Here is a 26,967-nt window from a genome sequence, read left to right as displayed (position 1 = left end):
GCGTGGGTTTACCCCACACACAACATAGTTATTGCCACATCAGTTGTCGAATACCATTCACATACTTTGAATGACGGGACTGACGAAGCGGGCAAGTAGCTAGTAAACGGCTTAGCTCTTTCTCAAATTCTGCATCGGCTTTGAGTTCAAGCAACACATAATCTCCGAGCGGCACACTGCTGTGCAGGTTTGCATCGGCTTTATACCTTTGGTCATACACACAAATGTCTCTATCAAATGTCGCCCTAATTTTCTGGCAGTTCGAAATAAAATACTGGCGCGTATAGCGGCAAATAAGCACAGGCGTGTGCTCAACGCCCCAAAGTAATTGACCTTGCTCAGGCAGTTTATCAAAGCTGAGTTTTAGTGCTTTGGTCCAGCTAAATTCAGGGTCATCAAAATCAAATTGAGTATCGAAAGTGACCTTGTAACCTTTCCCCCCCTGACGATGTTTAAACTCCAGTCTGGCTTTATTGGCATTATCTAGCTGATTGTACCAACGAATGCGTACTTTCTTGCGGACACTGATCCCACTGAGGTTTTCTTCATAGCGCTTTAAATGAGGGGTGTCCAAATATAAGCTGTTTACATCCCTGTCAGGAAAATGTGGCTTAAACCATAAAGCATGGGTCATTAGCCATATTCTAACTTCTTCTAAACGGTTAAGCGGAATAGGGATCTTAACCTCGAAACGATAATTTGGTGTGTTATCTGTATTCATCTTGGTTTATCCGATTTCATAATTGTTCTGTAAAGGCCCTTTACATCGAGGTCTTGGCTATCTATTGCAGTGCCATTAATGGTAAGGACGCTGCCCGTTTCGACGGTGATTTTATTTTCACATTGTGCGTCTAAGCAGTTAAATTCACTGACATCTAAAATTGCGCCACCAAAAATTGGCTTTTTCGAATAGCTCATGAGGGCATGATGTTTAACGTTTTCAGCCGTGATATTGGTTGCTGTTATCTTGGTATCATCTTTGGCAACTAGGCCGAAATTAACGTTATTAAAACGCGCGGTATTCACCGTTAAATGACTGCGTTCACCACCTGATATGGCTTTGTCTCGTACATTATTGAATAACACATTATTGAGGGTAAGTTTTGAACCACTGACATCAATACCGTCTCCGCCAGAGCGAAAACCTATGCTTCTAAACTCACTGTCATTGACGGTGCCCACGCAAAAGTCACAGTCAAAGGCATCAGACAACGCATTGGTGATCAACATGCGATTAATTTCGATATCGCCATTAATGATGTTTAAACCATCTTCTGACTGGTTTTCTCTAATGTGAATGTCTTCAAGGAGCACAGGTGTTTTTACAAAATAGGTTGCGCCGCGTGGTTGCCATAAGCCTAACTTCGGGTTGCTTGAATAGCTGATATTGAGGTGTCTAACAACCGATTTAGGACTGTACTCGTTTGAGAACACGCTGAGCCCCGACCATTTTCGGCTACTGACTTGCTTAGTTAATGACGCCGGATTATCAGCAGTGCCTTTCACTGTTAGGTGACCGAACACCATCAAGCCTGCCTTGGTTGCAAACTCTAAGTGAGCGCCAGCAGGCAAAACCAACTCAGTGTTATCTGGGGTGACTAAAAAGTCGTTTATTTGCCAAGTTCCCGGTTTTACAAACCAATGTCCTGTATTGATTTCAATAAACGGGTATTGACTCATTAATGAAGTGTTTAAAGGTTGTGGACGAGGAATAAAGTGCAGTGGCGCGATGTCTTTTTTAAACTGAAAAGTAGCAATTTTCTTACTCGCTAAAGCTGCACGTAAATCAACAGCAACAATGTCAGCAGGTAAGTTAATGTCGAGAGTCTCACCAGGGTTCAACACCCGAGGAAAGTCCGCGTTAACCTCTTCAAGCTCAGAGCGATCTTCATAGCGATTAAGACCGATGATACTCTTTAAGTGCAGTGGTTCTTTATCGTTGTTGACGAGTTTTAATACGCCAGTTCCAGATCTAGAATTAAAGCGCGCTAAGATATCCCAATTGGCGTGGCCTGCGTAATCTTGCATATGTTGGTGTAAGCTCGAGTCAAACTGTCCAATACTTTGGCAACCAGCACCTTGGTAATCACTTTGCCAACACATGACTTGAGTTTTCATAACGGTTAAATCAAAGGGCGCCAATAACGGGCTGTCGTCATGTAATTTGTTCAGTAATGTTTGCTCATAGGCTTGTAATTCAGGGATTAAGTTTTGATTAATACGTTCAATTAAGGTTTGTTTAGCCACATCATAATGAGAGCGAATAATAGGGTCATTTAACATGGCTTTTGACAATACAAAGTCGTGGCTAGGTGGTGTCATTAACCAATTGTGTTTAGCTGGTGTAACCGCCACATCACTTTGGATAGGTTCAAATTTGGCTAAATGCGGATTGTAATACCAGCGCCAGTTATTCCATGTGAGTGCATGCCATGCGCCCCATAGGTCAACGGTAGCCAAGTATTGGCCCATTTTTTTAGCATCAAATACATCACTGGCAGGGCGTCTTTTATTTAAAAAATCGTACAGCAGCGCAAGTGCAATTTGTCTTTGTTGGCTCAGAGCTGGGTTGCCGAGAATGGTGCCGCGTTGCAGCTCTCGAGGTTTAAGCACGCGCGTGATCTCACCGGCACTATTTTGAGTTTGTTCATGTATATCGAGTCGAGCTATTAATCCTTCGGTACGATCATTCACTGCAAGTAATGATTGGCTAAAGGCTTGCTCTACAAACATGGTGCCCCAATCGACGCCGTTTAGCACGACGCGAACTGGCATGTTTTTAGGCGCAATAATATCAAAGTCAGCCAACTCCATCGTTTTACTGAATAAGCTAGGACCTTGATGAATGCGCACATTGGGTGCCACTAAAGCAAATTTTCTAGATTCAAATAAGGCTTTTTCCTTTTTCAGTTCAAAGCGCAATGACCAACGGATGTCGTTGCTAACATGATCAAGCATGTCACCTTGAAGACGCACTTTGGCAAAGTACTTTTGTTGGTTTAAATAGAGGGTGGCATTCACTTGATTGCGCTGCTCGGCAATGATGCCGTTTTTAAGCGCGTTGTTTCTATCTTGTTCAAGTTTGAGCCAGTCCTGATATTTAATATCGACTTTGATAACAGACAAGTCTTTATCGGCAGTCAGCAGGCGCTTAGGTGCATGGCTGATGTCTTGCACTAACTGCATGAGTTTGCTTTTACCATCTTCGTAGTGGGCAACATAGCCGTTATGGATCAGGGCTATTTTTACTGCATTTACTGAGGGTATTAACAGTAATATAAGAATTAACACGCCCAGCATAAACGCCTTGCGTTCGGGTGGGGTGTAGGCGGCTTTAGGCGTATCGAGTCTCATAACTACACTCCCGCAATATTGTGTTGCTCAAGCAGTGAAATGTTGATCCCTTGGTACTTTTGCTTCAATGCATGCATGAATTCATCGATTTGTTTGGCTTCTTTGATTGAGATAAAGAAAGCGGCATCGAAGTGTTGCTCGCCAGTATCAAAGCGGCGCAATTCAAGGCGATCAACATATTGCTCTAAAATGTTTTTTACATCCGAAATAGCAATGCTCACATCGGGGTCATCGCTGCGGTAGTTGAGCGATAGAAATAAGCCGTTCTCTTGCACATCTTTACTGTGACGCTTCTTAACCCAAGTCACTAACAATAGAGTCACAACACAAGCCACAATGGCTGCAAGGGTTTGTCCGGCACCCAGAGCAACGGCGACACCTATATTTAAGAATAAATAAACAAGCTCTTCAGGCTCTTTGATAGGCGTTCTGAAACGCACAATCGATAATGCACCAACTAAACCAAGCGCTAAAGCAAGCGACGCTTTGACCACAGTAATGATCAAAATAACCGTGAGCATAAGCAGCGGGAAAAGACGAGAAAAGTCTTGGCGATTACAAAATGCACTGGCGTACTTCCTAAAGTGGTAGCCAATTAAACTCGCCATAATAAAGCCCATCAGCAAGTTCAAAATCAAAGCGCCAAGTTGCACGCTGGCATAAGGAAAAAACATCGAGCGGATGTCTTTAGGTAAAAACGCAATTAAGAGGGGGTCGACAGTTTCCATAATTAGTCCTAGTTACACATAAGACTTTAACAATGAAATTAAAATGTCGTCTACTATGAATAAAACTCCTTTTTTAAATATGTTAATTAAACTGGAAAAGCCTTGCTTTAGGTATAAATACATTAGCAATTAACGTGCTAGGTTCTTTTGGTATGAAAATTGAGCATTGGTTCATATAAACGATTTAATTAGGATGTTTTATATGACTATGCTGAAACCCTTATTAATACTGTTGTTGCTAGCTTTGATGCCTGCTTGTAAATACGAGCCTGTAAGTGAAAATAACCAAGTTCAAAGCAATAATAACTCAACAAGCTCAATAGAAAATTCGCAAAATGCGAATTCAAGCGCACTGTTATCGCGAGTTGAAATTGCAAAATGCGACGGCGAATGCACCTGTGATGAGATTGTTTCGCCTTACAACGATACAGGCGTGACTTACGCAGGGGATTATCCTGATACAAATTTACCTCAATGCGATTTACAGTCGGGATTCAACCAAGATTGTACAACTGGTCGAGATAGTGTCGAGGGCTTGTCAAAGTTAGGGTTTGGCTCTCATGGTTTTGATTACACAAAAATTAATGAGCAAGGCCGTTCTTTGCCTAATGATGCAGAGCAGTGGAAGTGTGTTCTTGATAATGTTACGGGGCTAATTTGGGAAGTGAAAAGCCCTGAAGGGTCTGGCTTGTCTCAAGACAGTGGCTTTACTTATTCTTGGTATTCAGAAATTTTTACTAGCTATTCAAGTGAAGATTTAGGTGAATGTGATAGCAATTGCGATACAGATTCTTATATAGAAAAACTTAATCGAAAAAAGCTATGTGGTTTCGATGATTGGCGCTTGCCGAATAAGATAGAGCTTCAAGATCTAGTCAACTATAGCCAGTCACAGCCGAGTATAGATAGGCAGCTTTTTCCTAATACAAAGGGTGGGTTTTATTGGACAAGCAACATAGATGCTGATGATAAAAATAGTATTTGGTCGGTGGACTTTGGTAATGGTCGCGTGGCTGGAGGGTTGAGTTCTGAACCTAGATTTATCAGAGCAGTTAGAGGTAAGCAAAATCTATATGAGAACAATCAGGCTGTCAGTGAATTAGAAAGCCTGATCTCTAACAGACAAGTGTTTGCTAATAATCAACGTTGCAGCCAACGTGTGAGTTTTTCGGCCCCTTCCACAAGATACCTTCAAGACGAAAAAGGCCATATTTTAGACAAACAAACAGGTCTGATATGGAAACGATGTGCGGCTGGTCTCTCAGGTGAGGAGTGTAAAGAGGGCAGTGCTGAACGGCTAGATTGGCAGCAAGCCTATGAATATGTTGCTAAACTCAATGACGAAGATACTGGAGCGAATTGGCGTTTACCTAGTATTAAAGAGTTACAGGCCAATAATGAGTTAGCTTGCGAAGAGCCAGCACTGAACCCTTTTGTATTTCCCAATGTGCCCATGGGGCAAGTTTGGAGTGGCACACCGCATAATAAGTTTGAAGACAGTAGTTACTATTACGAATACAGAAATAGCATTATTTTTTATAGCGCTCGCACCGTTAAGCACTTTGTGCATGCCGTAAAAAGCTGTGCCGCGAATACCAAATAGAAGGAGAGCAGTATGAAATACGCTAAATATGCTTTATTTGCTGGTGCCCTGTTGTTAAGTGGTGTAAGTAAAGCTGAAAACGTCAATTTTTATAATTATTCTTATGGTGTGAGTTATCAAGCTCTGAGTGTCAATGATATTAACCAAGGCACTGAGCTTGATATGCAAGTAGACGATATGGCCCATTCCATTGGTATTTATTACAAAGGTGAGCCGCGCAGCTTTTACCAGTTCGCTATTGGCTTAGACTATGTCTACATTGAAGACGACAACCCGTTTAGTGAGGATGTAAAAAACGCCGTTACCGGTGAGAAGCTTAGTCGAGAGTCGAGTGTGACGGGCACCTCAATTTATGGCGAATTGGGTTTGATTTTAAAAGATCACTTAGTCGAGAACCTCACCATAGGTGTACTTGGCGGCTATCGTTATAACAACATCAGTCGCTCCATTTTCCGCTGTAGCAGCTGTGAAGAGCAAGAGCTCGATAATTTCAAAAGCTCGAGTTATATAAAGCCATTTATTGAGTATCAAATTACCAAACGTATTCATGTGCAGCTTGGCTACAGCCACTACCTTAACGATGAAGGGTTTGATAGTAGCATTGGTCTGCATATTAGTTTTATGTCTTTGTAGAAGTCTTAGGCACAAAGTTCAAGTGTTAAGGCTTTATCGACGGCACGATTTGCTCATAAGCAGAAATAATGTGTGTAACGTCGTCACTTTTGCCTTTAGCAATGCGTTGGTAGTGGTTGAGTGTTTGTTTTAAATATCGTTCGGCTGCGTCGAGTTGTACATCATTGTCAGCTTGCCAAATCTGCTCACCGACCGCTGAGACGGGTTGTTGATTTTGCTTAGATGTAAGTAACATGACTTCATAATAACGTTTGTTATCTTCAACTAAAGCCTCTTGCACTAAACCTAATTTCAGTTCATTAAGCTTGGCTCTTAGCGTGAATAGGTGATGTACTGGGCAAATTAAGTAATCAATATCTAAGTTCGGATGTTGCGCATTAATGCTTGAGATAAATTGCGCGGTTAAATCGCCACCCACGCCAGCAATAATGACTAAATGTCTGCCTTCATGATTTTTCAAAGGCAGATGAGACACATCTAAACAGTGAACTTGCCAGTTATGCTGGTCATAAAACGCTTGCAGCTTACTTTCGAGGCTTTGCATCAGTTCAGGGACAATATCGACAAAATGTACGGTTTCATCGTTTTGCTTATCTAAAAGTGCAGCACCTAAATATCCATGATCACAGCAGCAGTCCCAAATATGATCATAGTGAGGTGACACCATCGACTCGATTAATTTTAAGCGTTTACTGAGTTTCAAAATTTAGCCCTGACCTTAAGGTATAAGTATAAAAACGCATTATTGTAAGGCGTTTAAAAATTTTGGCGAGCATCTCAATGATTTAATGTTAAGGTGCTCTAATAAAGTGATAATAAGGAAGTATTATGCAAGCGAGCTGTCATTGTGGTGATGTCAACGTAGAGCTGTTACAACCCATTGATTTAGTTACGAGTTGTAATTGCTCAATTTGTTATAAGTATGGAGCAATTTGGGCCTATTTCTTACCTCAAAACGTCAAAATTAGTTCGGTAAAAAGCGAGACAAAAACCTACAGCCATGGTGATAAGTTAATCGACTTTCATCATTGTGTCGGTTGTGGGTGTATAACCCATTACACCCCGACTGAGTTAGGCAATGCTGACCGAATGGCTGTAAATCTAAGAATGTTTAAACGAGATATATTAGAGCAAGTCAATATTCGCTATTTTGATGGTGCAGACTCATGGGCTTTTTATGAACCAAATCCTACCCTAAAGGCACTCATTTCTTCAGTTTAGGAGTAAAGATATGGAAATTCAGAGGGTTAACAACGAAGACTTAACCGCTATTACAAATCTAGTCGAAGCCGTCTCTAAAGTTGCTGTACTACCGCATTTTAATGAGCAAGGTAAGCAAGCGTATATTGCACGGGTGTTACCCGATATAAAAACGACTTTCGACAATGATGACTTTGTTACTGTAAAAGCAATATCAAACGACACCTTATTAGGTTTTGCTGCAATGAGAGCCGGAAATTACCTCACACATTTATTTGTTTCGCATCAAGTGCAAAGGCGAGGTATTGGTCAAACGTTACTGCAACACTTACTTAATTCAACTGATGCGCAAGAGATAAAGCTTCGTTCAGCAGTTAATGCCGTCGACTTTTATTTAAAACATGGTTTTGAAATAACCGAGCAAGAAGGTGAGTTTAATGGCATATGATTTGTGCCAATGTCATTGATAAGGTCAACATTGTAGTAATATTGATAAATAAAGGACAAACATGTCTGGTATTAAAGAATTAGAGACACTTTTGCAAAGTATGTCACCTGAATTACACGCAGGTGAGTTTGTGTTTTGTACGGTAAAACAATCACTTTTAGAGGTTGCTTCGCTGCAACCAATTGCAACCTTTATGGAGCAAGAGGGGCTCACTGTAATTGTTGAAAAGCAACAAGCACAGCGAGCAAACCTAGAATTCGATGGTGTATTTAAACTCATCACCTTAACTGTGCACTCAAGCTTAGATGCTGTGGGGTTAACCGCTGCTGTTTCTACTAAACTGGCTAAACATGGTATTAGTGCGAATGTAGTTGCAGCCTTCTATCACGACCATATTTTTGTGCAAACCGAAAAGGCAGAGCATGCTATGACTGCACTAGAAGAATTTGCCAGCAAGTAAGGCTTTGCCATGAAACCTGAAGAAATAGGCAAAGCCTATGATCAAATAACCGAGCGATGGGCCGAAGACACTTTCAACATGTCTAACGGTATCGCGCAGCATGAAAAAGCAATCGCTTTTTCCAACAACAGAGGAAAAGCGCTCGATATTGGCTGTGGGCGAACTGGGCGTTTTATTACATTATTGTCTCAGGCTGGTTTTGATGTTTCAGGGCTTGATGTCTCTGAAAAGATGCTCTCGCTTGCAAAAGAGCGACAACCGCAAATCGCTTTTGTGCACGCTGATATCTGCAGTTATGACTTACCCCATAAATATGACTTTATTACTGCGTGGGATAGTATTTGGCATATTCCTTTAAATGAGCAGCGCAATGTTATCGCTAAAATCGTCGACAGTTTAAATGCGGGTGGCGTGTTTATTTTTTCGTTCGGTGGCACAGAGTCAGAAGGCGCACATACTAACTGTGCTATGGGCCCTGAGGTTTATTACTCTTCTTTGGGCACTAATGGTTTTGTGGCGTTGTTAATTGAGTTGGGCTGTACCATTAAGCATCTGGAGTTTGACCAATATCCTGAGTTGCACACTTTTATCGTTGCCCAGAAATAAAGTGGCAAAAAGCAAAGAGACAGAAACAAGTTGGCAAAAAGTTAAATGGACAAGTAGGGTTGCTGCTTTAGATATTTTCTGAAAAAGTGAGTATATAAAAATATATCAATAGGAGTGCTCACCATGAAAACAATAGGCCTTTTAGGTGGAATGAGTTGGGAGTCTACAGCAAGTTATTACAAAGCTTTGAATGAAGGCATTAAAGCGAAGCTTGGCGGCTTAAACTCGGCAAAAATTTGCTTGTATAGTGTTAACTTCGACGAGATTGAACAGTTACAACATCAAGGTAAATGGACCGATACCGCAGTGATTCTCGTCGATGCTGCAAAATCAGTAGAGCGTGCTGGTGCAGACTTTTTGATGATTTGTACTAACACCATGCATAAAGTAGTGCCAGAAATAGAAGCACAAATTAACATTCCCATTCTTCATATTGCCGATGCCACAGCACAGCGTTTAGTTCAAGATAGTGTTACAAAAGTGGGTCTACTAGGCACTCAATTCACCATGGAGCAAGACTTTTACAAAGGCCGTCTGAGTGATAAGTTTGGCATTGAAGTTATCGTGCCTGACAAGCGTGATAGAGAAACGATTCATCATGTTATCTATGATGAGCTATGTCGCGGGATCATCAAAGCAGATTCCAAAGAGCAATACCTTAAAGTTATTGCCCACCTTCATGAACAAGGGGCACAAGCGGTGATCTTAGGGTGTACTGAAATTGCATTGCTCGTAAACCAAAATAGCACTTGTATTCCTTTGTATGACACGACTGAGATTCATGCTCAAAAAGGCGTAGAGCTTGCCTTGCAAGGGTTATAAACTTGGCAAGTTTGTGTATTTATTCACAGAAATTGGCGTATAACCTCAGGCTCAACTAGCATAAATTTAACCCAAACTTTTTCTAGAGAATGTTATGAGGCATATATTTTTATTATTAATCAGTGTACTTTGCATTGTTTCATGTACGCATAAGTCTAAACTTTCTATTGCCGATACCATTTACATCAATGGCACCATTATCACTGCAAACGATAGGCAGCCAAGTGCTGAGGCTGTGGCAACTCAAAATGGCTTAATATTAGCAGTAGGTGACAATGAAAAAGTTTTGGCGCTTAAAGGTCAGAACACAAAAGTAATTGACTTAACAGGGCAGACATTAACGCCAGGATTTATTGATGCCCATAGTCATTTTGCTGGTGTAGGTACACAATCAATAGTTGCTAATCTTCTGCCTGCACCAGATGGTCCCGTAAATAACATTGCCGAACTACAAAATGCTCTGATCCGATTTCGAGACACCTCGTCTATCGTAAAAGACTATCAAGTGGTACTTGGTTTTAATTATGACGACTCTCAATTGGCAGAAAAGCGTCATCCAACTCGTCATGATCTGGATGCGGTAAGCACTGAGTTGCCTGTAGTGATAATGCATCAGTCAGGGCATATTGGTGTTTATAACAGTAAAGCCCTCGAATTAATGGGTATATCATCCGAAACGGTGGATCCGGCTGGTGGTGTTATAGAAAGAGAAGCCGATGGCAAAACACCCAATGGCGTGCTGCAAGAAAATGCACATTTTATGGTCTTTTTTAAGATGATCCCCCAGTTTACAGCGGAAGACTTAATCCGTTTGTATAAAGCTGGTGAGCGTAGTTATGCATCTAATGGTTTCACGACTGTTCAAGATGGTAAGTCAGATTTATCAACATTGAAATTATTGCCGGAAATTGCCGCTAAAGAGGGATTTGATATTGATATTATTTCTTATGCTGATCTTAAAGAGCTAAAAGATGCACCTGTTTTGAAAAGTGATTTAATGTCTAAAACTTATCAAAATCGCTTTCGGATCGGTGGGGTAAAATTAACATTCGATGGTTCTCCTCAAGGCAAAACAGCTTGGTTTACTCAACCTTATTTAATTCCTCCTGCAGGGCAAGAGCACGATTATGCTGGTTACCCTGCATTTACTGATGAAGCCGCTTTAGCATTACTACAATTGGCTTATAAAAATGAGTGGCAGATACTTGTTCATACCAATGGCGATGCCGCGATAGATCAGTTAATCAACCTTGTTGGCCAAATAAATAAGCAGACACCTTTGAGCGATCATCGTACTGTCATGATCCATGGTCAATTTACACGTTACGATCAAGTAGCGAAGTTACAAGCTTTGGGAATTTTTCCTGCCTTATATCCTATGCATACATTCTACTGGGGTGATTGGCACAGAGATTCAGTTGCAGGTCCTGAGCGTGCAAAGAATATTTCGCCTACAGGTTGGATGAAAGCTGCAAATATGCCCTTTACTATTCATTCTGACGCCCCTGTTACTTTTCCCAATTCGATGCGATTAATTGACAGTGCTGTAAACCGTGTCACTCGCACAGGGAAGGTACTAGGTGAAAACCATAAACTTTCCCCTGTCGAGGCCATCAAAGCTATGACTATTTGGGCCGCATATCAGCACTTTGAAGAAGATATAAAGGGCTCGATAGAGCCAGGTAAGCAAGCAGATTTTGTGGTTTTAGATAATGATCCGACGCTTATTTCGCCTCTAAAAATAAAAGACATCAAAGTGCTAATGACCATAAACGATGACAAAGTAATATTTAAAAAAACTCATTAAATCTGGGGTATTTATAATCGATGGTTATTTTGATTACGCATAAATCTGAAAAATGCTTAGCAGCAAAAAAGAGTAGGCAAGATTCTACAGGCAATCTTATAGTTAATTTAGTTAGTTTTAGAAGTATTACGTAAATGTCCTGGTAAGTTACTTACTGCGACATTCAACTTAAGCTGTCTTTATTCTCTTGTAGATTGATTAATGAGATTAATTTCATTAAAAATAAAGCTTTTTGCTGATGCATTGGTGTATTTTTCAATGATTGTAAAATACATTCCATAACTGATAAGGAAACTTCACTTTCCTACTCAACTGGCTATGTAAAAATATAATCAAAAATATAAAGGATTAGAATGACAATTGAATGCGTAACCATCGCTAGCGCGCATAGGTTTGATGGCAACCCTATCGCAAGTCAACACCGTTTGAGATACAAAAGTTTAATAGAAAGACAGTCTTGGGATGTCCCATACTTCAATAATATGGAATATGACCAGTACGATAACCCTGCAACGATTTATTTTGTTTGGCGAGATAAAGGTGAGGTAAAAGCAGTCGCTAGGCTATACCCAACCACTAAGCCATACATGCTCAAAGATGTTTTTCCACACCTTGTTTCTTTTACTGATTTGCCTTCGGAGCAGAGCACTTGGGAAGGTAGCCGGTTTTGTATAGACAAAAATTTACCTGTCGAACTTAGGAGCCGGGTAATTAAAGAGTTAGTTATTGCTTACATAGAATATTGCCTTGCTCATAAAATTTCTTCAATCATTGGTTTAATGGTTCCCCCATATTGGAAGAGTGTGTTTATAAATAATGGCTGTGAGATAGAGTGGTTAGGTGAAACAGGTCTCGCTGGAGATGGAAAAAAAGTTAGAGCGGGTAAATTAGAAATTAATCCAGAGCTGTTAGAAAACGTAAAAAATCAAACGGGTATTTCCGAAAAAGTACTGTGTTATGGTAAGCAAGATATACTGTTGCAGGCTTGCTAGTCTTTAGGCGTTGCTGAAAATATATCGAGTTAAGCAGTTGATTTAAATATTAAACCAACTGCTTAGTAAATTTTTATTCAAAATCTAGGGCAGCTAATTCAATGGTTTGGCTTGGTACTGATTTCCCTTGTAAAAACTGCACAATCTTTTCACCTATCTTTGGACTTGTCATATAAACATTATGACCGCCACCTTCTACAGTTAATACACTGCTGTTTTTGAAGCCTTTCGCTAGTTCAACTTGGCTTTGATAAAGGGTTCTGCCATCAAAAGTGCCCGCCACAAATAAACTTGGAATAGCGCTGTTTGTGATTTCTTGTCTGAAGTTATCACCTAAATCAGCGACAGGCACTAGGTCGTTAATGTCTGGATAGGGGAAATTGGTGGTTCTGCCTACTAATGAAGTTTTTGCTTCTTGTTGTACTTGCTGCCAACGCATCTTGTCGATACCAGATGCCGAGTCCATAGCCACTGACATTGGATTATAGCTACCTGCTCTTGATTTTATTGTGCCGACATAACTGCCAATTTCGGCGAAGTTACCCGCTTTCATATCAGCCACAATGCGAGGAAGTTTTGCTAGGTGTTGCGGGTCAACTAAAAACACATAGCTAAGCGCAAACTGTATATCTACATCACTGATGCCGACTTTTACAAGCTCTTTGCTGCCCATAATACGTGTAGTGACAATTTGAGGTTCGGTTTTAAGTTGTTGCATCACTTGGCTTAAGTCCGCTTTTAGATTTGGATACTTCTTTTTAGTGTCTTCACGACTTGCTAATAAGTCACTGATTTGAGTAATCAGGTTGTCAACTCGTTGAGGAGATTTGATGGTATGGCTGAGTCCTTCGAGTGAAGCAAGCACCATTTTATCGATAATTTGTGGATGGTATTTCGCTGTGGTAAATGCCAAGTGACTGCCATAGCTAATGCCCCATAAGTTTATCTTTTTTGAACCTAGCGCGTTTGTTAAAGCAACTAAATCAGCGGCGCTTTCTTTGGTATTGTAGCCTGACAGATCAATGCCCATATCTTGCCAAAGCGTCACACAATCTTTGATATCTTTTCTTACTTGTGTGATGGCCTCTTGCCAAATAGTTGGAGAAGCCAAATCAGGCTTACTACCTACACACCCTCTGTTTTGATTAGAGAGCCCGGTACCACGTTGATCAAATAAAATGACATCGGAGACCTGCGTTAACTGTTTGAACATTTCAAAACGTTTTCTTTTTGCTGTGCCGGTTGCACTGCCTCCGGGGCCACCTGATAAGTAAACAATCGGATTGCCAGGATTTTTGCTGGTGGTTGGGAATTTTACAAAGGTTAATTCAAGTTGTTTGCTATTGGGCTTTGCTCTGTTTTCTGGCACAGTAAAAAAACCTTTTTGAGCTGCCACTGTTTGCCCTTGATATCCTACGTACTCATAGTCGCTTAAAGGTATAGAAGCATGTGCGGTTTGGCTGGTAATAATACTGACAATAGACAAGGTTAATAGGTTTTTTATCACTGTTTTCATAATTGACTCCTTAACGTTGTGAGGCCATTTAGCCATGTGTATGAGCCTTAGTGCGGGAATATTTCATCAGTTGCACTTGAGCTGCATAAAGAGCACCCAAAAGCAAATTTCATCAGATATACTAGAAGAATGCTAAAAATAATTTTCTATATATTTCTCATGTGTTTAAGCATGAGCACACAGGCAAGCGAGCAGTCGTTTTATCTCAGTTTGCATAAAGCATCTGTGGTGCAGCCAATTACAACGGGCGAGTGTGCGCCATTGCCAAGCAATGAAAATCTCAGTGCGCAAACCCATCTGCGTACTTTGCAAGAATGGCAGCGCTATTGTGTCTATATACCTGTAGAGCTGAATGATAATGCACCGCTCGGTACTAGGCTAGACTTAATCTTTTTGGGCTCAGCAAAGGTTTATTGGGATGGTGAATGGCTAGCGAATAAAGGTTTACCTGGACATAACCGTTTACAAGAGCAAGTCGGTCCTATTAGTCGTTCGTTACTCTTGTCTCCTGAGCAAATATCTGCAGGCTTGCATTGGCTCACACTAGATTTATCTACTCAGCACCATGAGAGTGATTTCCATACTTTATTTTACCGTGCTTCCTTATCAAATAATCAGCTTGGACTTAAAACCAATCATATTGTGCCGCTTATGCTGATTGGTGCCATGATACTGCTCGCAACGTGTTTTGCTTTTTTATTCTTCCGCTATCAGCGCGCATTGAGTTATTTGGCATTTAGTTGTTTGTGCTTGATGTCGGCATTTATCATCGCACTGGAATTGATTAAGTTTTATTGGTCATACCCATGGAATTTACACCTTTGGCGCTTACGAATTATTCTAGCCAGCGTGATCTTAGCGGGTGTGTGCTTAGTGAGCTTTTACGCCAGTTTCTTCCAATCAAAGTATTTAAAATATTGGTTAGCAGGCACATTGGCATTAAACCTATTAACCGTGTTGACGGTTAAAAGTTTCGATATGAGTAATTATGTGGTGTTCATTTCATCACTGTTAAATAGTGCACTTATAAGCTTGCTGGCGCTGAAAAAGCAAGCCCAAGCCAAAGCACATTTACTTATGCTGGTGTCAGGCATCGCGGCTATGTTAGTAATACCGATGAGCTTTATCGATACTTGGTTTGCTGCGTTATTTTCGGTGATAGCTTTAGTAAATCTGTATGCGTTAATCGGGCACTTCAATTTGCAACGACAAGCCGCTTTAAAGAAGTCTCAATTAGAAGCCGAGTTGCTGCGAAGAAACTTACAGCCGCACTTTTTAATGAATAGCTTGACACTTATTTGTGAGTGGATCGAAACATCGCCTAAGCAAGCCATAGAGTTGGTTGAGCAGTTATCCGAAGAATTTAGAATACTCAATAAAATGTCGGCGCAAACTTGGGTGTCACTTGAGGACGAAGTTGCACTATGCCAGATGCATTTCGCCATTATGCAAAAGCGTCAACAAAAAGCGCTTTCGTTGAACATTGATGTGCCTGCAACACGTTATTACTTACCGCCAGCCATTATTCATACTGTGATTGAAAACGCCTTTTCTCATAATCGCATCAAAGCCGGAGACAACTTTGAAGTAACCGCAAGTGAGCAAAATAATCGCCTTAAGCTATGTGTTAAAACCCCTTACAGGCAACGTAAACATCAAGGGCAAGGTACTGGCAGCGCTTACATTCATTCTCGTTTACAGCAATGTTTTGATGATGACTATGAGTTTGAGTCAGTTCAACAAGACACGATTTGGTTGAGTACTTTTTTAATCCCTTTGCAGAAGCAGATCCCCGCATGAAGATATTGATCGTCGAAGATGAGCCTGTCATAGCTCAGCGTATATCACGCCAAGTGAGCACCTACTTTGAGCATTCACCCTGTAGAATAAAATGGGTCGAAGACATAGATGATGCGCTCGACTATCTCAGCGACAACCAAATCGACTTATTATTGCTAGATCTCAACTTACATGGTGAAGATGGCTTTGAGGTACTTAAAACCATGAGTGCTGAGAGCTTTCATACCATTATTATTTCGGCCTATAGTGACAAAGCAATTAATGCATTTGAATATGGCGTTTTAGATTTTGTCGCAAAGCCATTCAGTGAAGAAAGACTATTCAAAGCACTGGCGCGTTATCAACAAAAGCATGTTGGACATGAGCAATTAAAAAAGCTCGTGATCAAGTCTGCGGGTTTACTGTCGTATATTGAAATCAACGATATTCAGTTTATTCAAGCTGATGGGCATTATAGTCAAATACATTTACTCGATGAGAAAAAGTTGCACGATAAGAACCTAGACAAACTCAGTCAGTTATTATCAGAGCAATTTGTTCGCGTGCACCGCTCGTTTATTGTTAACCTGACTTTTGTGAAAGGCCTCAGAGTGGCTGGTGGCGGGCAATATCATCTAGATATGCAAAATGGTGAGGCGGTGCCTGTGAGTCGGTCAAAGTACAGCGATTTAAAAGCGCGCTTGGTAAAATGAATAAACAAAACAAGCAATCAATGGATGAAAGGAATGCAACGAACACGTGTTATCGCTCTAAGCGGAGTATCGGGGGCAGGGAAGACCTCAGTCATTAAACGTCTTTCTGAAGAGTTTAATAGCCCAACCTTATTGTTCGACGATTTTGTTGAGCCGAACACTTACCCTATAGATATGAAGGCATGGCTGCATCAAGGTGCAAATGTTTCGCAAATACAGTCACCCAGATTTACCAAAGCGCTCAGTGAATTAAAAACGCTCAGTGAATTAAAGGTACATAGTGATTCGCAGATGATTTTCATTGAAGAACCCTTTGGGCGAGAGAGGGCTGAAATCGCTCATTTAATTGATTATGTGATCATGCTCGATATGCCTATTGAAGTGTGTTTATCAAGAGTGGTCAAGCGCCATCTCAAACACAGCAATGACCCGTCTACAACCCTAAGTAACTATTTGCGAAAATATGACGACCATTTGCGAGATGTTTATATAGCCGCAGCCAATCATGTTCGTCAATCGAGTGACCTTATCATCACAAATGTTGGTACAATTGCGTCCATACAAAGCACAATAAGCGATTGGTTGCATGACAACGGCAAGTGATCGTCATTTTAAAATAAGAGATAGCCATGAAAGTGTTAGTGACGGGCTCTGCGGGCAGAGTCGGGCGTGCAATTTATATTAAGTTAATGCGCACCCATCAAGTTGTAGGCTTAGATAAAATACCTTGCTCTACCGCCGATTACATTGGTGATATTCGCGATAAAACGCTGATCCAGCAAGCTCTAGAAGGGGTTGATGTCATTATTCATACCGCAGCCTTACATGCGCCCCATGTTGGATTATTATCTGACGATGAGTTTCAATCTATTAATGTGGATGCCACAGAGCAATTAGCTCTTGAGGGCATCAAGCTAGGAGTAAAGCAGTTTATTTTCACCAGTACAACAGCACTGTATGGTTATGCATCGACTCCCGAACACACTACAGGCTGGGTGAATGAGCAAATTACCCCACAGCCAAAAACAGTGTATCACCGCAGTAAAATCGCAGCTGAAGACAAGCTGAAATCAATTTCTGATGTATTTAAACTGCCTGTGACCGTATTACAAATGTCTCGCTGTTTTCCTGAGCCAGCCGACTTAATGGCAGTATATCGACTCACTCGCGGCATTGATGCACGTGATGTGGCAAGTGCGCATTTAGCCGCGTTAGACACGCGCCTTACTGGGTTTAATCGTTTTATTGTCTCAGGAAAAACCCCGTTTAAAGCATCAGATTGCCCGCGTTTATTCAATGACGCCGCAGGTTTAATAAAAGAACAAGCCCCAGAACTGGCTGAGATGTTTATAGAGCGGGGGTGGAAGTTACCCAATCAACTAGACCGAGTTTATGATTCTTCTGCTGCACAGCAAAAATTGGGATGGCTGCCAAAATATGGCTTCGAGTCGGTAATCGATATGTTGGATGCAGAGCTGGCTGAAGTTTTACCTATTTAATTTATTTTTAAGTACTTAGTCTTCATTGCTCATATTTGGTTAAGTTAGCTGAGCTATGATTTAGCCTGTTGAAATAGAAATAACAAAAATTTAAGGATGTGTGATGCAATCTAAAGCAAACAACAATCTGCTATTGGCTGCGGGGATCTTTTTAGGCTTGACATTATTTGCGGTTATTGCATCGAATGCGGCCATTTCAATTAAAGAATATGAGCGCACCGTGACCGTAAAAGGCTTGTCTGAGCGTGAAGTACTGTCTGATGTGGTGATATGGCCAATTCAATTTAGTGCTGCTGAAAATGATTTAAAAGCTTTGTATGAATCACTTGATGAGAAAACTGCGCATATCAAAGACTTTTTAGAAAAGAATGGCATCAAGTCTGAAGATATTTCTTTTACCTCTCCTTCTGTGACTGACAAATCGGCGCAGCAATGGGGTGATAATGCTCGCGCTGAGTTTCGTTACACGGCGCAGCAAAACGTTACCGTCTATTCGCAAGATTTAGATGCGGTAAGAAATGTTATGGGCAAGCTGTCTGAATTGGGTAAACAAGGTATCGTGTTTACCTCGGGTAGCTATCAGTTTCAAACTGAATATATTTACTCAAGCTTGAATGAACTCAAGCCTGATATGATCGAAGAAGCGACAAAAAACGCCCGTAAAGTGGCGACTAAATTTGCCGAAGATTCAGGTAGTAAGTTAGGTAAGATTAAACGTGCTTCACAAGGTCAATTTAGTATTTCGGCACGAGACAGAAACAACCCGCATATTAAGAAAGTTCGGGTTGTATCAACGGTTGAGTATTATTTGTCCGATTGATTTTATACGCGCTTTTTTGAATGTGGTTGCGTGGGGTAAATCCATGTTGTAGGTCGGGCTTCAGCCCGACAAAATGTTTAAACCATGTCGAAATAAAATACCCGACATAAAGTCGGTGCTACCGGAGCATAGATACTTTGCCGCCGTAAACGACGACCTACATAAGTAAAACTACTCATGCTGTAGGTCTGGCTTTAGCCCGACAAAATGTTTAAACCAAGCCGATATAAATTACCCGACATAAAGTCGGTGCTACCGAAGCATAAATACTTTGTCGCAGTAAACGACAACCTACATAAGTAAAACTATTCATGTTGTAGGTCGGGCTTCAGCCCGACAAAATATTCAAACCATGGCCAAATAAAATACCCGACATAAAGCCGGTGCTACCGGAGCTTAAAATTTTGTCGCTGTAAACGACAGCCTACATCCTAAAACTAGGCAGGTGATTGCTGTAGGCGCGATTTTACATCGCGTTTTTTGAATGGTGTTGCGTGGGTTAAACCCACGCAACACCATGATCACAATGAATTAGCAAACTTAGTCTCAGTTAATGAGGCTTCAGTTTCCATTTCACCACGGTGGTCTTTTGCCAACATTTGGTAAAGTAGCGGTAATACAATCAGCGTGAAGAAGGTACCAATCAACATGCCTGCTACTAAGATAATACCAATACTGTTTCGTGCTTCTGCGCCAGCGCCGGTTACTAATACTAGTGGGAAGTGACCAAGTACCGTTGCACCTGTTGTCATTAATATTGGACGTAAACGTGTCGCTGCAGCGCCTTTAACCGCTTCAAGTTTCGATTTACCTTCAAGTTGAAGGTGGTTGGCAAACTCTACGATTAAAATACCATTCTTAGCAATCAGACCAATTAAAGTAATAAGACCAATTTGGCTATAAATATTAATCGTCGTTAGCTGTAAAAACGGTAGCATCAGAGCACCTGCAAGCGCTAATGGCGCACAGCCAAGTAACACCACAAGTGGGTCGCGGAAGCTGTTAAACTGAATCGTCAGTAAGAAATACACCACAATCATAGACACTAACAGTACGCCGACCATGGTATTGCCTTCTTTACGTAACTGGCGCGATTCACCGGCATGATCGATTGAGTAGCTTGCAGGCAATACTTCTGCTGCAATCTCTTCAACGGCCGTTAAACCTTGCTCTTTGGTTACGTGTGGCAAAACACCCGCTAAGATCCTAAATGAACTTTGCTGATTAAAAGACCCCAATACGCGCGGGCTTGTGAAGGTTCTTAAGCTCGCAAATGCTGATACAGGAATAAGCTCACCAGAGTCTGTGCGGATCTTCATATCTAAGATATTTTCAGGGTTGTAACGGTCACCGTTATCAACAGCTGGAATAACACGATACGCTTTACCGTCTTTGTTGAAGTAATTCACAAAATTGTTCGACATTAAAATGCTAAGCTGCTCGTTCACTGATTGAAGGTTTAGACCTAAATCAGCTATCAATTCGCGGTCAATTTCTAGTTCTGCTTGTGGTAAATCGATTTTTAAATCGGTATTCACGAACAAGAAGTTACCACTGGCATTCGCTTTCGCGATGATCTCGTCAGCATATTTCTTCATTGCTACAGGGTCGTCATTGGCTCTGACTACCATTTCGATATCGAACTGGCCCGCAGTCGGTAAAGAAGCTGGCAAAATAGGGAACAAACTCAAGCCATTTACACTACCAAGGCGCGCAAATAGGTCGAAGTATAAGTCGTGAACCGAGTTTTCACGTTCTTCATAAGGTGCTAACTGAACCCCTCCGAAACCTGCGGCTGCAGTGATAATTTGCCAAGTGAATTTTGCACCTTCAGTTTCATTCATGACCTTTGCTGTGTCATTCATTCGACTTGAAGTATAAGCCTGAGAAGACTCAGGTGGCGCTTCAACCACGACTTGAATACTGCTTTGATCTTCAACTGGCGCAAGTTCTTTTTGCGACAGTAAATAAAAAGGTGCAGACAACAAAGCGAACACAATTGCAATAAAGAACACTTGTGGACGCCATGCAAACAACTTATCTAATGACTTGGAGTATAAGTTTTGTAGCTTGTCGAAATAGCAATTCACTTTGCGTGTTAGTTTGCCTTCTTTACCCCCTTCAGGGTTCACATAAGCACTCATGATAGGAGACAGTGTAATAGCCACAAGACCTGAAATCAGGACCGCGATAGCCAAAGTAAACGCAAACTCACGGAATAAGAAACCAGTTAAACCAGTTAAGAAGCCAATTGGGGCGTATACCGCAGCAAGGGTTAAGGTCATGGCAATCACGGGCACTAATAACTGACGTGAGCTGATAAGCGCAGCTTGCAATCTAGGTTTGCCTTCACGCATGTGGCGCGCTACGTTTTCAACCACCACGATGGCATCATCAACCACTAAACCAACCGATAATACAATAGCTAGAATGGTTAATAGGTTCAAAGAAAAGCCCATCATCGAAATGACTGCGATGGCACCTAAAATCGAGATTGGAATGGTCACCAATGGCACAAGCGCCGTTCTGATAGAGCCCATCATGGCAACGATCACAATACCTACAAGTAGCACTGTTTCGGCAAGCGTCGTGAAGATCTCTTTAATTGAATCACGCATGTATAGCGTACCATCGTAACCAATTTCGATATTCATACCATTCGGTAGACCCTCGTTGATCTGTGGTAACTTCGCATAAAGCGCGTCACCAATGTCGATTTCATTCGCACCAGGCAGCGCCCAGATAGCCAGAAAAATTGAATCATGAGAATCTAAACGCGCAGTAACCATACCTTCGGCTTCGCCGATTTCGATGTCGGCAACCGTACCAAGGCGAAGTTGCGAGCCGTCTTGCTCTTTGATGATTAGGTTTTCAAATTCAGGCACACTTTTCAGGCTGGTATTGGCCATTAAATCGATGCGTTGACGGTTGTTTTCACTGTAACCTAATGTCGCAATGGTGTTGTTTGCTTGAAGTGCAGCAAACACATCACTGGCGCTTAAGTTATAAATAGCGAGTTTATCTGCGTCTAACCAAATACGCATTGCAGGGTCGCGGCCACCTTCAAGAGTGACTTTTTGCACGCCCTCAATGTCGCTCATGCTTGGCACAACATTGCGAATAAGATAATCACTGACTTCGCTACGCGGTAAGCCTTGCGACTCCACATCTAAATAGAACACAGCATAGGGGCTATCGGCACGCACAATTTGGATAGCTGGGTCTTCAGCTCCAGTTGGTAACTCAAACTTAATTTGGTTGAGCTTAGTGGTTAACTCGGCAAGTGCATCTGTGGTGCTATGGTTTAGCTCAAGCCAAGCTGTGACTTTACTAAAGCCGGCAGTGGTGACTGAATCAACATAATCAACGCCGGGTACGGTTGAGGTTACGCGTTCAATCGGCTCTGTCACATAGCCTTTGACGACATCAGCAGATGCACCGGTATACACCGTATTGATAACCAGTGACGCACTTTCAATCTTAGGGTATTGCTGTACTGAAATCTTTTGCGCGGCGTTTAAGCCTGCCAAGATGATCAATACCGATAATACAATCGCAAGTACGGGGCGATTGACAAAAATGTCCATAAAAGAAGGTTTGTTTTCATGTAATGCACTCATTAATGACCTCCGGTGTTGTCGTCCGTCGAGGCTAATTGCTCATCGAATGGCGCGGTATAAACCAAAATACCTTCTCTTAATTTAAATGCGCCTTCGCCAGCAATAAACTCACCGCCATTTAGACCAGATAACACCACTTGTTGGTCACCCAACTTTTCACCTAATGTCACTTTAATCGGTTTAGCGCGCCAGTTTTGTTGCTCATCTTTTTCAAGTGCATAGACAAACTCACCAAAGTGACTGCGAGTGATGGCAGCGGTTGGCACGACAACCGCATTGGTTGTGTATAACGGCACACGCACACTGACAATTTGGTTGTGACTGAGCGCGCCATCTAGATTCGCGATTTCGGCTCTATAGCTTTGCTGTCGAGAGTTGGCATCTAGCATCGGCATTTTAGCGATGACTTTTGCTGCAACTTCTGATGTTTTTTGATTAACCAGTGCGACTTTCATTTCTTCACCGATTTTAGGCTGGCTAAGTGTTTGCGGCACTGAGAAATCGACCCAAATAGTGTCGTTCAGGCCTACTAACGTGGTGATTTGAATATTTGCATCGATAAGTTGACCAACTTGATATTGGCTTAGGCCAACTTGGCCTTTGAAAGGAGCGGTAACGGTTTTTTTGTTAATAACGGCATTGAGGTTTTCTACTTCGGCTTTAGCAACGGCTACGTCAGCGCGGGCTTTGTCGACTTCATCTGGGCTAATACGCTTTTGTTGTAGAAGTTTAGTTACTCGTGCATAGGTTGATTCAGCCAAAGTAACACGCGCTTTTGCAGCAGCAAGCTTAGCTTTTTCGACACTGGTATCTAAGCGCAGTAACACTTGGTCTTTTTCAACAATGTCACCAGGTTTAAAGCCAACATAAGTGATAGGGCCCGGATACTCATTACTAATATCAATAATGCTCGGTGCTTTTAACTGGCCGATCACCTTGCTCGTTTGCGTATACTCAATCGTTTCAGCGTAAACGCTAGTCACTGATGCAGAAGGCTCTGGGAAAGATTCGCCAAAGGCGATCATAGCCTGAATTTGGTTAAATTTAGTAAGTCCTAGACCGCCTATAACCGTAAAGATAATGACAATGCTGACAATCCAGCGTTTAATATTCATAGTGTTGCTCCCTTAACGTAATTCTAAATTAATAAGTGCTTGCTCAATTCGCTCAAGAGAATCTGGCGTGATTGGAGACTGCCAAGGGTAACTATTGAGAAGGCGAATTGTGCTGCGAATAATTGGTGCGTTGAAGGCTAAAGGCTCTAGTAGAGAAGCTGTACCCTCAATAATTTGTTGCTGTTGTTTAACGCGTAAAACTTGCTCGTAACCCACAGTTAGTGCCCAGCCGCTGACGATAATTTCTTCAATGACTTCACTTAAATTGGGCACTTCTTTGAGCTCGCCGGCGTTGATCCCATCCATGATGGCGAGCTTGAACCCTTGCTCGCAAAGGTTGCAGGCTTCAATTGTTTTGCTGGACCATAATGACGAGGCACGTTTGATCACCGCTTCGTTGGTTGCGTAGGACTGCAACTCATAATCAAACTCAAAACACTGCAGCTTTTTAGGGGCAATCAGGGTAACTGCCAACATTTTCTCTGGGGTAGAAAGAGGAAGTTTTAAAACACGTTCGAATACCGATGAGGCATGTCTAAATGATTGAAAAGCAAGCGCGAGTACGATGTCCTCTTTACTTTGAACAAACTTATACACAGAACCCATCGACAAGCCTGCAAGGCGGGCAATTTTTGCCATAGTAAAATCGGTAATTGAGGACTCTTGAATACACTGAACAGCCGCATCAAGGATCATTTCTTGTTGCTGTTCGGGGCTGAATTTTGGTGCTGGCGCCATACTTTTTATCTCATAAATATTTAGAATAACCACATTCGAATGGTATTCGAATGTGGTTATTCTAGTTTTCTTTGAGGTTTTGTCAACCAATGACAGGTTAGAAAACCCACTTATTTGATTTTAAAAATTGCTTATTAAATAAACTCAGAGAGTTAGCTTAAAGCGATTGAGTGACGCACTTTAAAACCTCGAGTAAGGCTAAGGTCAAGGACTTATTTGAAAGTTTTTAAGAATGCTTTAAAAATGCTGCTTTAAGGAATAGCTATATGGGTTCTTGTAATAAATGGAGGTATAAAAAGGCGTTCGCGAGAGCTGGTCTTGCTTTTTCACCTTTTTATACCGGTTCAGTGTGAGGTGAGGCTTAGGCTTTATATGTGCACTGATTGGCACACATTATTATCTGTCGTTGTAATTACAAATTCGACGATAAAAAAGCCCAACCTTCTTGAAACCGAGATGCTCATTGAAACCGCTGGATTCATTTCACCCCATATGAAAAGCCAGTATCTTTAAGCAAGCTGACTACTTACTGCTTTTTAAAGCTTTTGACCTAAACCAAGACACTTTTGAAGTGTTTGTTATATATTGCTTACGATTGCCCCAATATTGGTAATAATCCAAAAGCCAGCAAAGTACAGGCGAACAGTGATAATAGAGACCCAGTTCGTACCATCACTTTAACTGTAAATTCGGCATTAAAGTTTGCTGAAAACCCCGCGCCAGCAATTGGGAGCGCTTTACTTGCACCAGTTATAGATGCAATGGTTATTCCTAACCAAATAAGTATGAATCCAAATACAGAACCATAAGCTGCTACAGTTTCCCAAAACAAAGGCAGCTCAACCAAAGACCAGATAACTCCAAAGATCGCTAAAGCCATTGCGCACTGAACCGCAGTCAAGTGACCAGAAAGAGCCATACGGGAGTTTTTTACCGCTGGTATCAAGGCACCTTGTATTAAACCGATAAGGAAAAAAACAATTCCAATAAAGATTAGTTGTGTACCTATTTGTGTAAGTTCTATCATGACGTTCCTTATATATGCATAAAACTAGGTTAAGAAGTAATATTTACATTGCTGACGTGATCAGTGTTTAGCGGAGGACTTTGCTGGTATTGGTTTTTAAATTTTTGAAAGGCATTCATTGTTAATCTCCATAAAAAAATACATGGTAAAAAACGGAATACTAAAATTCATTCACCTAGATTCATTTTTTAATTTACTTAGTGTCTGTGGCGCAATACCAAGATATGAGGCTATATGATACGACTTAACTTGTTTAAATATAAAAGGATACTCGTCAAGTAAACGGGCATACCTCTGGGCAGCAGTCTCTGACATAAGAGAAAGAACACGTTTGTATGTAGCAGAATAGTAGGTGTCATGTATCCATATTCTCGCTAAGCGCTCCCATTTTTTATCTTGTGATATGAGCTTGTTAATCGCTTCTAGAGACGCAACATAAAAAACCGAATCTTCTATAATTTCAAAATTCAGCATTGACCCAGTTTTTTCAGAAAAGCTTACACTGTCGTCCATAAAGTGATTTAAGCCATGCTTACTTTTTCCGCGAAAATATAGCTGCCAAGTATGCTCTTTGCCATTTATATCAATAAAATATGATCGAGCTAAGCCACTTTTAATAAACCATATTTCACTAAATACGTCACCTGCATGATGTACTATTGTTCCTTTTTCTACATATCTTATGTCAAATATTTCGCAAGCATCAGCCCACTCATCATCATTGATAGGAATATAGTGCTCAATCAGCTTTCTAAAATATTTCATAGAATTACATCTGTTGGTTTTTAATATAAAGCTGCCACTAAAGTGGGGAAGGCATCTTGTCGTTTAAATGCATCGGTATTTTAGATTTTATTTCGACTAACTAAGCTAGGTTCGACAATTGGTTTACCGTCTTTATGAAAAAATGGATTAGGGTTGCCTTTTCCAAAGATTTTCCAGACAAATAGCTTTCTCAAGATCGTAAACAAAAGGCGAGTCTTTGATTTACCAGCTTTAAGTTCGTCTGACGGGTTTCCTGTGGCATGCTCTGTATATACAGAGCCAATGATAGGGCCTATTTTCAAGTCGATATTTTGATCTGATGCGATAAAAGAATGTATCAACCCCACAAAAGGTAAATTTAACCCAACGGTATTTCCTATTGGCGTTTGGCAGCATGATGCATACCAACGATATAAACCTTTGTCACTAAGCTTAAGGCAGGAAATATTTTCTAAATCATGATTAATTGTTATCCGAGAAGGGTCGATTTGGAATATCTCTGTACCACCAAATTCATTTAAAATATCGTCAGTCTTATTGAACTGTTTGGCAAAGTTTCGGCAATCCTCGCAGTAGCAAACCAATCGATTACCGCACCCTGGTTTTACATTACTAACGACACCTGTTACTTCCCCACATTTACACTCTAATTTTAAATCTTCCACTTGAACTCCTTTTTATGCAGGACTGAATGACATTACTCCTAATAAGCAATTAACATT

At 41.2% G+C, this 26,967-nt stretch carries 25 protein-coding genes; 14 read left to right on the top strand and 11 right to left on the bottom strand.

Translation table 11 applies throughout. The features are described 5' to 3' along the window. Positions 1 to 28: 28 nt before the first annotated feature. From ABMY35_RS19255 to ABMY35_RS19245, 3 genes are read right to left on the bottom strand one after another with little or no spacing between them, the layout of a single operon-like run. Entirely contained in the window at positions 29 to 721 is a 693-nt protein-coding gene (locus ABMY35_RS19255) for a polyphosphate polymerase domain-containing protein (protein WP_349287701.1), read from the bottom strand. After that, positions 718 to 3,354 (bottom strand): hypothetical protein, encoded by a 2,637-nt coding sequence (locus ABMY35_RS19250; RefSeq protein WP_349287700.1) that lies wholly within the window; start codon positions 3,352 to 3,354, stop codon positions 718 to 720. The genes ABMY35_RS19255 and ABMY35_RS19250 overlap by 4 nt, the downstream gene beginning before the upstream one ends. A gap of 2 nt (positions 3,355 to 3,356) precedes the next feature. Beyond that, the gene (locus ABMY35_RS19245) at positions 3,357 to 4,082 is read right to left on the bottom strand and encodes a DUF4956 domain-containing protein (RefSeq protein ID WP_349287699.1); all 726 of its coding nucleotides are present in this window, start codon (positions 4,080 to 4,082) and stop codon (positions 3,357 to 3,359) included. 202 nt (positions 4,083 to 4,284) lie between these two features. Between ABMY35_RS19245 and ABMY35_RS19240 the strand changes: the two genes are divergently transcribed. Both ABMY35_RS19240 and ABMY35_RS19235 read left to right on the top strand, forming a co-directional pair. Then, complete coding sequence (locus ABMY35_RS19240) at positions 4,285 to 5,685, top strand: DUF1566 domain-containing protein (RefSeq protein WP_349287698.1); 1,401 nt, start codon at positions 4,285 to 4,287, stop codon at positions 5,683 to 5,685. 12 nt (positions 5,686 to 5,697) lie between these two features. Beyond that, complete coding sequence (locus ABMY35_RS19235; RefSeq protein ID WP_349287697.1) at positions 5,698 to 6,318, top strand: hypothetical protein; 621 nt, start codon at positions 5,698 to 5,700, stop codon at positions 6,316 to 6,318. Between the two features lie 25 nt (positions 6,319 to 6,343). Here the strand turns inward: ABMY35_RS19235 and ABMY35_RS19230 are convergent, their stop codons facing one another. Further along, the gene (locus ABMY35_RS19230) at positions 6,344 to 7,021 is read right to left on the bottom strand and encodes a tRNA (adenine(22)-N(1))-methyltransferase TrmK (RefSeq protein ID WP_349287696.1); all 678 of its coding nucleotides are present in this window, start codon (positions 7,019 to 7,021) and stop codon (positions 6,344 to 6,346) included. Positions 7,022 to 7,146: 125 nt separating this feature from the next. Between ABMY35_RS19230 and ABMY35_RS19225 the strand changes: the two genes are divergently transcribed. The 7 genes from ABMY35_RS19225 (at position 7,147) to ABMY35_RS19195 (ending at position 12,653) form a co-directional block, all read left to right on the top strand. Further along, positions 7,147 to 7,539: an aldehyde-activating protein gene (locus tag ABMY35_RS19225; protein WP_349287695.1), complete on the top strand. Its 393-nt coding sequence runs from the start codon at positions 7,147 to 7,149 to the stop codon at positions 7,537 to 7,539. Positions 7,540 to 7,549: 10 nt separating this feature from the next. Beyond that, positions 7,550 to 7,966: a GNAT family N-acetyltransferase gene (locus ABMY35_RS19220; RefSeq protein WP_349287694.1), complete on the top strand. Its 417-nt coding sequence runs from the start codon at positions 7,550 to 7,552 to the stop codon at positions 7,964 to 7,966. A gap of 61 nt (positions 7,967 to 8,027) precedes the next feature. Further along, a complete protein-coding gene (locus ABMY35_RS19215; RefSeq protein ID WP_349287693.1) occupies positions 8,028 to 8,426 on the top strand; it encodes an ACT domain-containing protein in 399 nt (132 codons plus the stop codon). A 9-nt stretch (positions 8,427 to 8,435) separates the two neighbouring features. Then, a complete protein-coding gene (locus ABMY35_RS19210; protein WP_349287692.1) occupies positions 8,436 to 9,032 on the top strand; it encodes a class I SAM-dependent methyltransferase in 597 nt (198 codons plus the stop codon). A 123-nt stretch (positions 9,033 to 9,155) separates the two neighbouring features. Continuing rightward, complete coding sequence (locus ABMY35_RS19205; protein WP_349287691.1) at positions 9,156 to 9,854, top strand: aspartate/glutamate racemase family protein; 699 nt, start codon at positions 9,156 to 9,158, stop codon at positions 9,852 to 9,854. Between the two features lie 94 nt (positions 9,855 to 9,948). Beyond that, the gene (locus tag ABMY35_RS19200) at positions 9,949 to 11,661 is read left to right on the top strand and encodes an amidohydrolase (protein WP_349287690.1); all 1,713 of its coding nucleotides are present in this window, start codon (positions 9,949 to 9,951) and stop codon (positions 11,659 to 11,661) included. 353 nt (positions 11,662 to 12,014) lie between these two features. Next, a complete protein-coding gene (locus ABMY35_RS19195) occupies positions 12,015 to 12,653 on the top strand; it encodes an acyl-homoserine-lactone synthase (RefSeq protein WP_349287689.1) in 639 nt (212 codons plus the stop codon). A 73-nt stretch (positions 12,654 to 12,726) separates the two neighbouring features. Here the strand turns inward: ABMY35_RS19195 and ABMY35_RS19190 are convergent, their stop codons facing one another. Beyond that, positions 12,727 to 14,169: an alpha/beta fold hydrolase gene (locus ABMY35_RS19190; RefSeq protein WP_349287688.1), complete on the bottom strand. Its 1,443-nt coding sequence runs from the start codon at positions 14,167 to 14,169 to the stop codon at positions 12,727 to 12,729. Between the two features lie 171 nt (positions 14,170 to 14,340). Between ABMY35_RS19190 and ABMY35_RS19185 the strand changes: the two genes are divergently transcribed. From ABMY35_RS19185 to ABMY35_RS19165, 5 genes are all read left to right on the top strand, one after another. Further along, entirely contained in the window at positions 14,341 to 15,969 is a 1,629-nt protein-coding gene (locus tag ABMY35_RS19185; RefSeq protein WP_349287687.1) for a histidine kinase, read from the top strand. Beyond that, a complete protein-coding gene (locus ABMY35_RS19180; protein WP_349287686.1) occupies positions 15,966 to 16,661 on the top strand; it encodes a LytTR family DNA-binding domain-containing protein in 696 nt (231 codons plus the stop codon). Before ABMY35_RS19185 ends, ABMY35_RS19180 begins: the two co-directional genes overlap by 4 nt. 33 nt (positions 16,662 to 16,694) lie before the next feature. Beyond that, a complete protein-coding gene (locus tag ABMY35_RS19175; protein ID WP_349287685.1) occupies positions 16,695 to 17,264 on the top strand; it encodes a hypothetical protein in 570 nt (189 codons plus the stop codon). Between the two features lie 26 nt (positions 17,265 to 17,290). Beyond that, the gene (locus tag ABMY35_RS19170) at positions 17,291 to 18,160 is read left to right on the top strand and encodes an NAD(P)-dependent oxidoreductase (RefSeq protein WP_349287684.1); all 870 of its coding nucleotides are present in this window, start codon (positions 17,291 to 17,293) and stop codon (positions 18,158 to 18,160) included. Between the two features lie 103 nt (positions 18,161 to 18,263). Then, positions 18,264 to 18,980: an SIMPL domain-containing protein gene (locus tag ABMY35_RS19165; RefSeq protein ID WP_349287683.1), complete on the top strand. Its 717-nt coding sequence runs from the start codon at positions 18,264 to 18,266 to the stop codon at positions 18,978 to 18,980. 521 nt (positions 18,981 to 19,501) lie between these two features. On the opposite strand, the gene ABMY35_RS19160 is transcribed toward ABMY35_RS19165, so the two are convergent. From ABMY35_RS19160 to ABMY35_RS19135, 6 genes are all read right to left on the bottom strand, one after another. After that, positions 19,502 to 22,600, bottom strand: coding sequence for an efflux RND transporter permease subunit (locus ABMY35_RS19160; RefSeq protein ID WP_349287682.1), 3,099 nt, complete (start codon positions 22,598 to 22,600; stop codon positions 19,502 to 19,504). Further along, entirely contained in the window at positions 22,600 to 23,715 is a 1,116-nt protein-coding gene (locus tag ABMY35_RS19155) for an efflux RND transporter periplasmic adaptor subunit (protein WP_349287681.1), read from the bottom strand. The genes ABMY35_RS19160 and ABMY35_RS19155 overlap by 1 nt, the downstream gene beginning before the upstream one ends. A gap of 12 nt (positions 23,716 to 23,727) precedes the next feature. Further along, complete coding sequence (locus ABMY35_RS19150; RefSeq protein WP_349287680.1) at positions 23,728 to 24,453, bottom strand: TetR/AcrR family transcriptional regulator; 726 nt, start codon at positions 24,451 to 24,453, stop codon at positions 23,728 to 23,730. Positions 24,454 to 25,042: 589 nt separating this feature from the next. Then, positions 25,043 to 25,480, bottom strand: coding sequence for a hydrogenase (locus tag ABMY35_RS19145; RefSeq protein ID WP_349287679.1), 438 nt, complete (start codon positions 25,478 to 25,480; stop codon positions 25,043 to 25,045). A 171-nt stretch (positions 25,481 to 25,651) separates the two neighbouring features. Then, the gene (locus ABMY35_RS19140) at positions 25,652 to 26,245 is read right to left on the bottom strand and encodes a Crp/Fnr family transcriptional regulator (RefSeq protein ID WP_349287678.1); all 594 of its coding nucleotides are present in this window, start codon (positions 26,243 to 26,245) and stop codon (positions 25,652 to 25,654) included. 80 nt (positions 26,246 to 26,325) lie between these two features. Beyond that, on the bottom strand, positions 26,326 to 26,910 hold the full coding sequence (locus ABMY35_RS19135) for a DUF6151 family protein (RefSeq protein WP_349287677.1): 585 nt from the start codon (positions 26,908 to 26,910) through the stop codon (positions 26,326 to 26,328). Positions 26,911 to 26,967: the final 57 nt, after the last annotated feature.

Origin of the sequence: Pseudoalteromonas sp. BZB3 (genome assembly GCF_040104455.1) — a bacterium.
Classification (GTDB): Bacteria; Pseudomonadota; Gammaproteobacteria; order Enterobacterales; family Alteromonadaceae; genus Pseudoalteromonas.
This window is presented reverse-complemented; position numbering and strand designations above follow the sequence as displayed.

What these genes read in the sequence shown, in the direction of transcription:
- ABMY35_RS19255 (WP_349287701.1), bottom strand. Translation starts at nt 721, where the DNA reads ATGAATACAGATAACACACCAAATTATCGTTTCGAGGTTAAGATCCCT.
- ABMY35_RS19250 (WP_349287700.1), bottom strand. Translation starts at nt 3,354, where the DNA reads ATGAGACTCGATACGCCTAAAGCCGCCTACACCCCACCCGAACGCAAG.
- ABMY35_RS19245 (WP_349287699.1), bottom strand. Translation starts at nt 4,082, where the DNA reads ATGGAAACTGTCGACCCCCTCTTAATTGCGTTTTTACCTAAAGACATC.
- ABMY35_RS19240 (WP_349287698.1), top strand. Translation starts at nt 4,285, where the DNA reads ATGACTATGCTGAAACCCTTATTAATACTGTTGTTGCTAGCTTTGATG.
- ABMY35_RS19235 (WP_349287697.1), top strand. Translation starts at nt 5,698, where the DNA reads ATGAAATACGCTAAATATGCTTTATTTGCTGGTGCCCTGTTGTTAAGT.
- ABMY35_RS19225 (WP_349287695.1), top strand. Translation starts at nt 7,147, where the DNA reads ATGCAAGCGAGCTGTCATTGTGGTGATGTCAACGTAGAGCTGTTACAA.
- ABMY35_RS19220 (WP_349287694.1), top strand. Translation starts at nt 7,550, where the DNA reads ATGGAAATTCAGAGGGTTAACAACGAAGACTTAACCGCTATTACAAAT.
- ABMY35_RS19215 (WP_349287693.1), top strand. Translation starts at nt 8,028, where the DNA reads ATGTCTGGTATTAAAGAATTAGAGACACTTTTGCAAAGTATGTCACCT.
- ABMY35_RS19210 (WP_349287692.1), top strand. Translation starts at nt 8,436, where the DNA reads ATGAAACCTGAAGAAATAGGCAAAGCCTATGATCAAATAACCGAGCGA.
- ABMY35_RS19205 (WP_349287691.1), top strand. Translation starts at nt 9,156, where the DNA reads ATGAAAACAATAGGCCTTTTAGGTGGAATGAGTTGGGAGTCTACAGCA.
- ABMY35_RS19200 (WP_349287690.1), top strand. Translation starts at nt 9,949, where the DNA reads ATGAGGCATATATTTTTATTATTAATCAGTGTACTTTGCATTGTTTCA.
- ABMY35_RS19195 (WP_349287689.1), top strand. Translation starts at nt 12,015, where the DNA reads ATGACAATTGAATGCGTAACCATCGCTAGCGCGCATAGGTTTGATGGC.
- ABMY35_RS19190 (WP_349287688.1), bottom strand. Translation starts at nt 14,169, where the DNA reads ATGAAAACAGTGATAAAAAACCTATTAACCTTGTCTATTGTCAGTATT.
- ABMY35_RS19185 (WP_349287687.1), top strand. Translation starts at nt 14,341, where the DNA reads ATGAGCACACAGGCAAGCGAGCAGTCGTTTTATCTCAGTTTGCATAAA.
- ABMY35_RS19180 (WP_349287686.1), top strand. Translation starts at nt 15,966, where the DNA reads ATGAAGATATTGATCGTCGAAGATGAGCCTGTCATAGCTCAGCGTATA.
- ABMY35_RS19175 (WP_349287685.1), top strand. Translation starts at nt 16,695, where the DNA reads ATGCAACGAACACGTGTTATCGCTCTAAGCGGAGTATCGGGGGCAGGG.
- ABMY35_RS19170 (WP_349287684.1), top strand. Translation starts at nt 17,291, where the DNA reads ATGAAAGTGTTAGTGACGGGCTCTGCGGGCAGAGTCGGGCGTGCAATT.
- ABMY35_RS19165 (WP_349287683.1), top strand. Translation starts at nt 18,264, where the DNA reads ATGCAATCTAAAGCAAACAACAATCTGCTATTGGCTGCGGGGATCTTT.
- ABMY35_RS19160 (WP_349287682.1), bottom strand. Translation starts at nt 22,600, where the DNA reads ATGAGTGCATTACATGAAAACAAACCTTCTTTTATGGACATTTTTGTC.
- ABMY35_RS19155 (WP_349287681.1), bottom strand. Translation starts at nt 23,715, where the DNA reads ATGAATATTAAACGCTGGATTGTCAGCATTGTCATTATCTTTACGGTT.
- ABMY35_RS19150 (WP_349287680.1), bottom strand. Translation starts at nt 24,453, where the DNA reads ATGGCGCCAGCACCAAAATTCAGCCCCGAACAGCAACAAGAAATGATC.
- ABMY35_RS19145 (WP_349287679.1), bottom strand. Translation starts at nt 25,480, where the DNA reads ATGATAGAACTTACACAAATAGGTACACAACTAATCTTTATTGGAATT.
- ABMY35_RS19140 (WP_349287678.1), bottom strand. Translation starts at nt 26,245, where the DNA reads ATGAAATATTTTAGAAAGCTGATTGAGCACTATATTCCTATCAATGAT.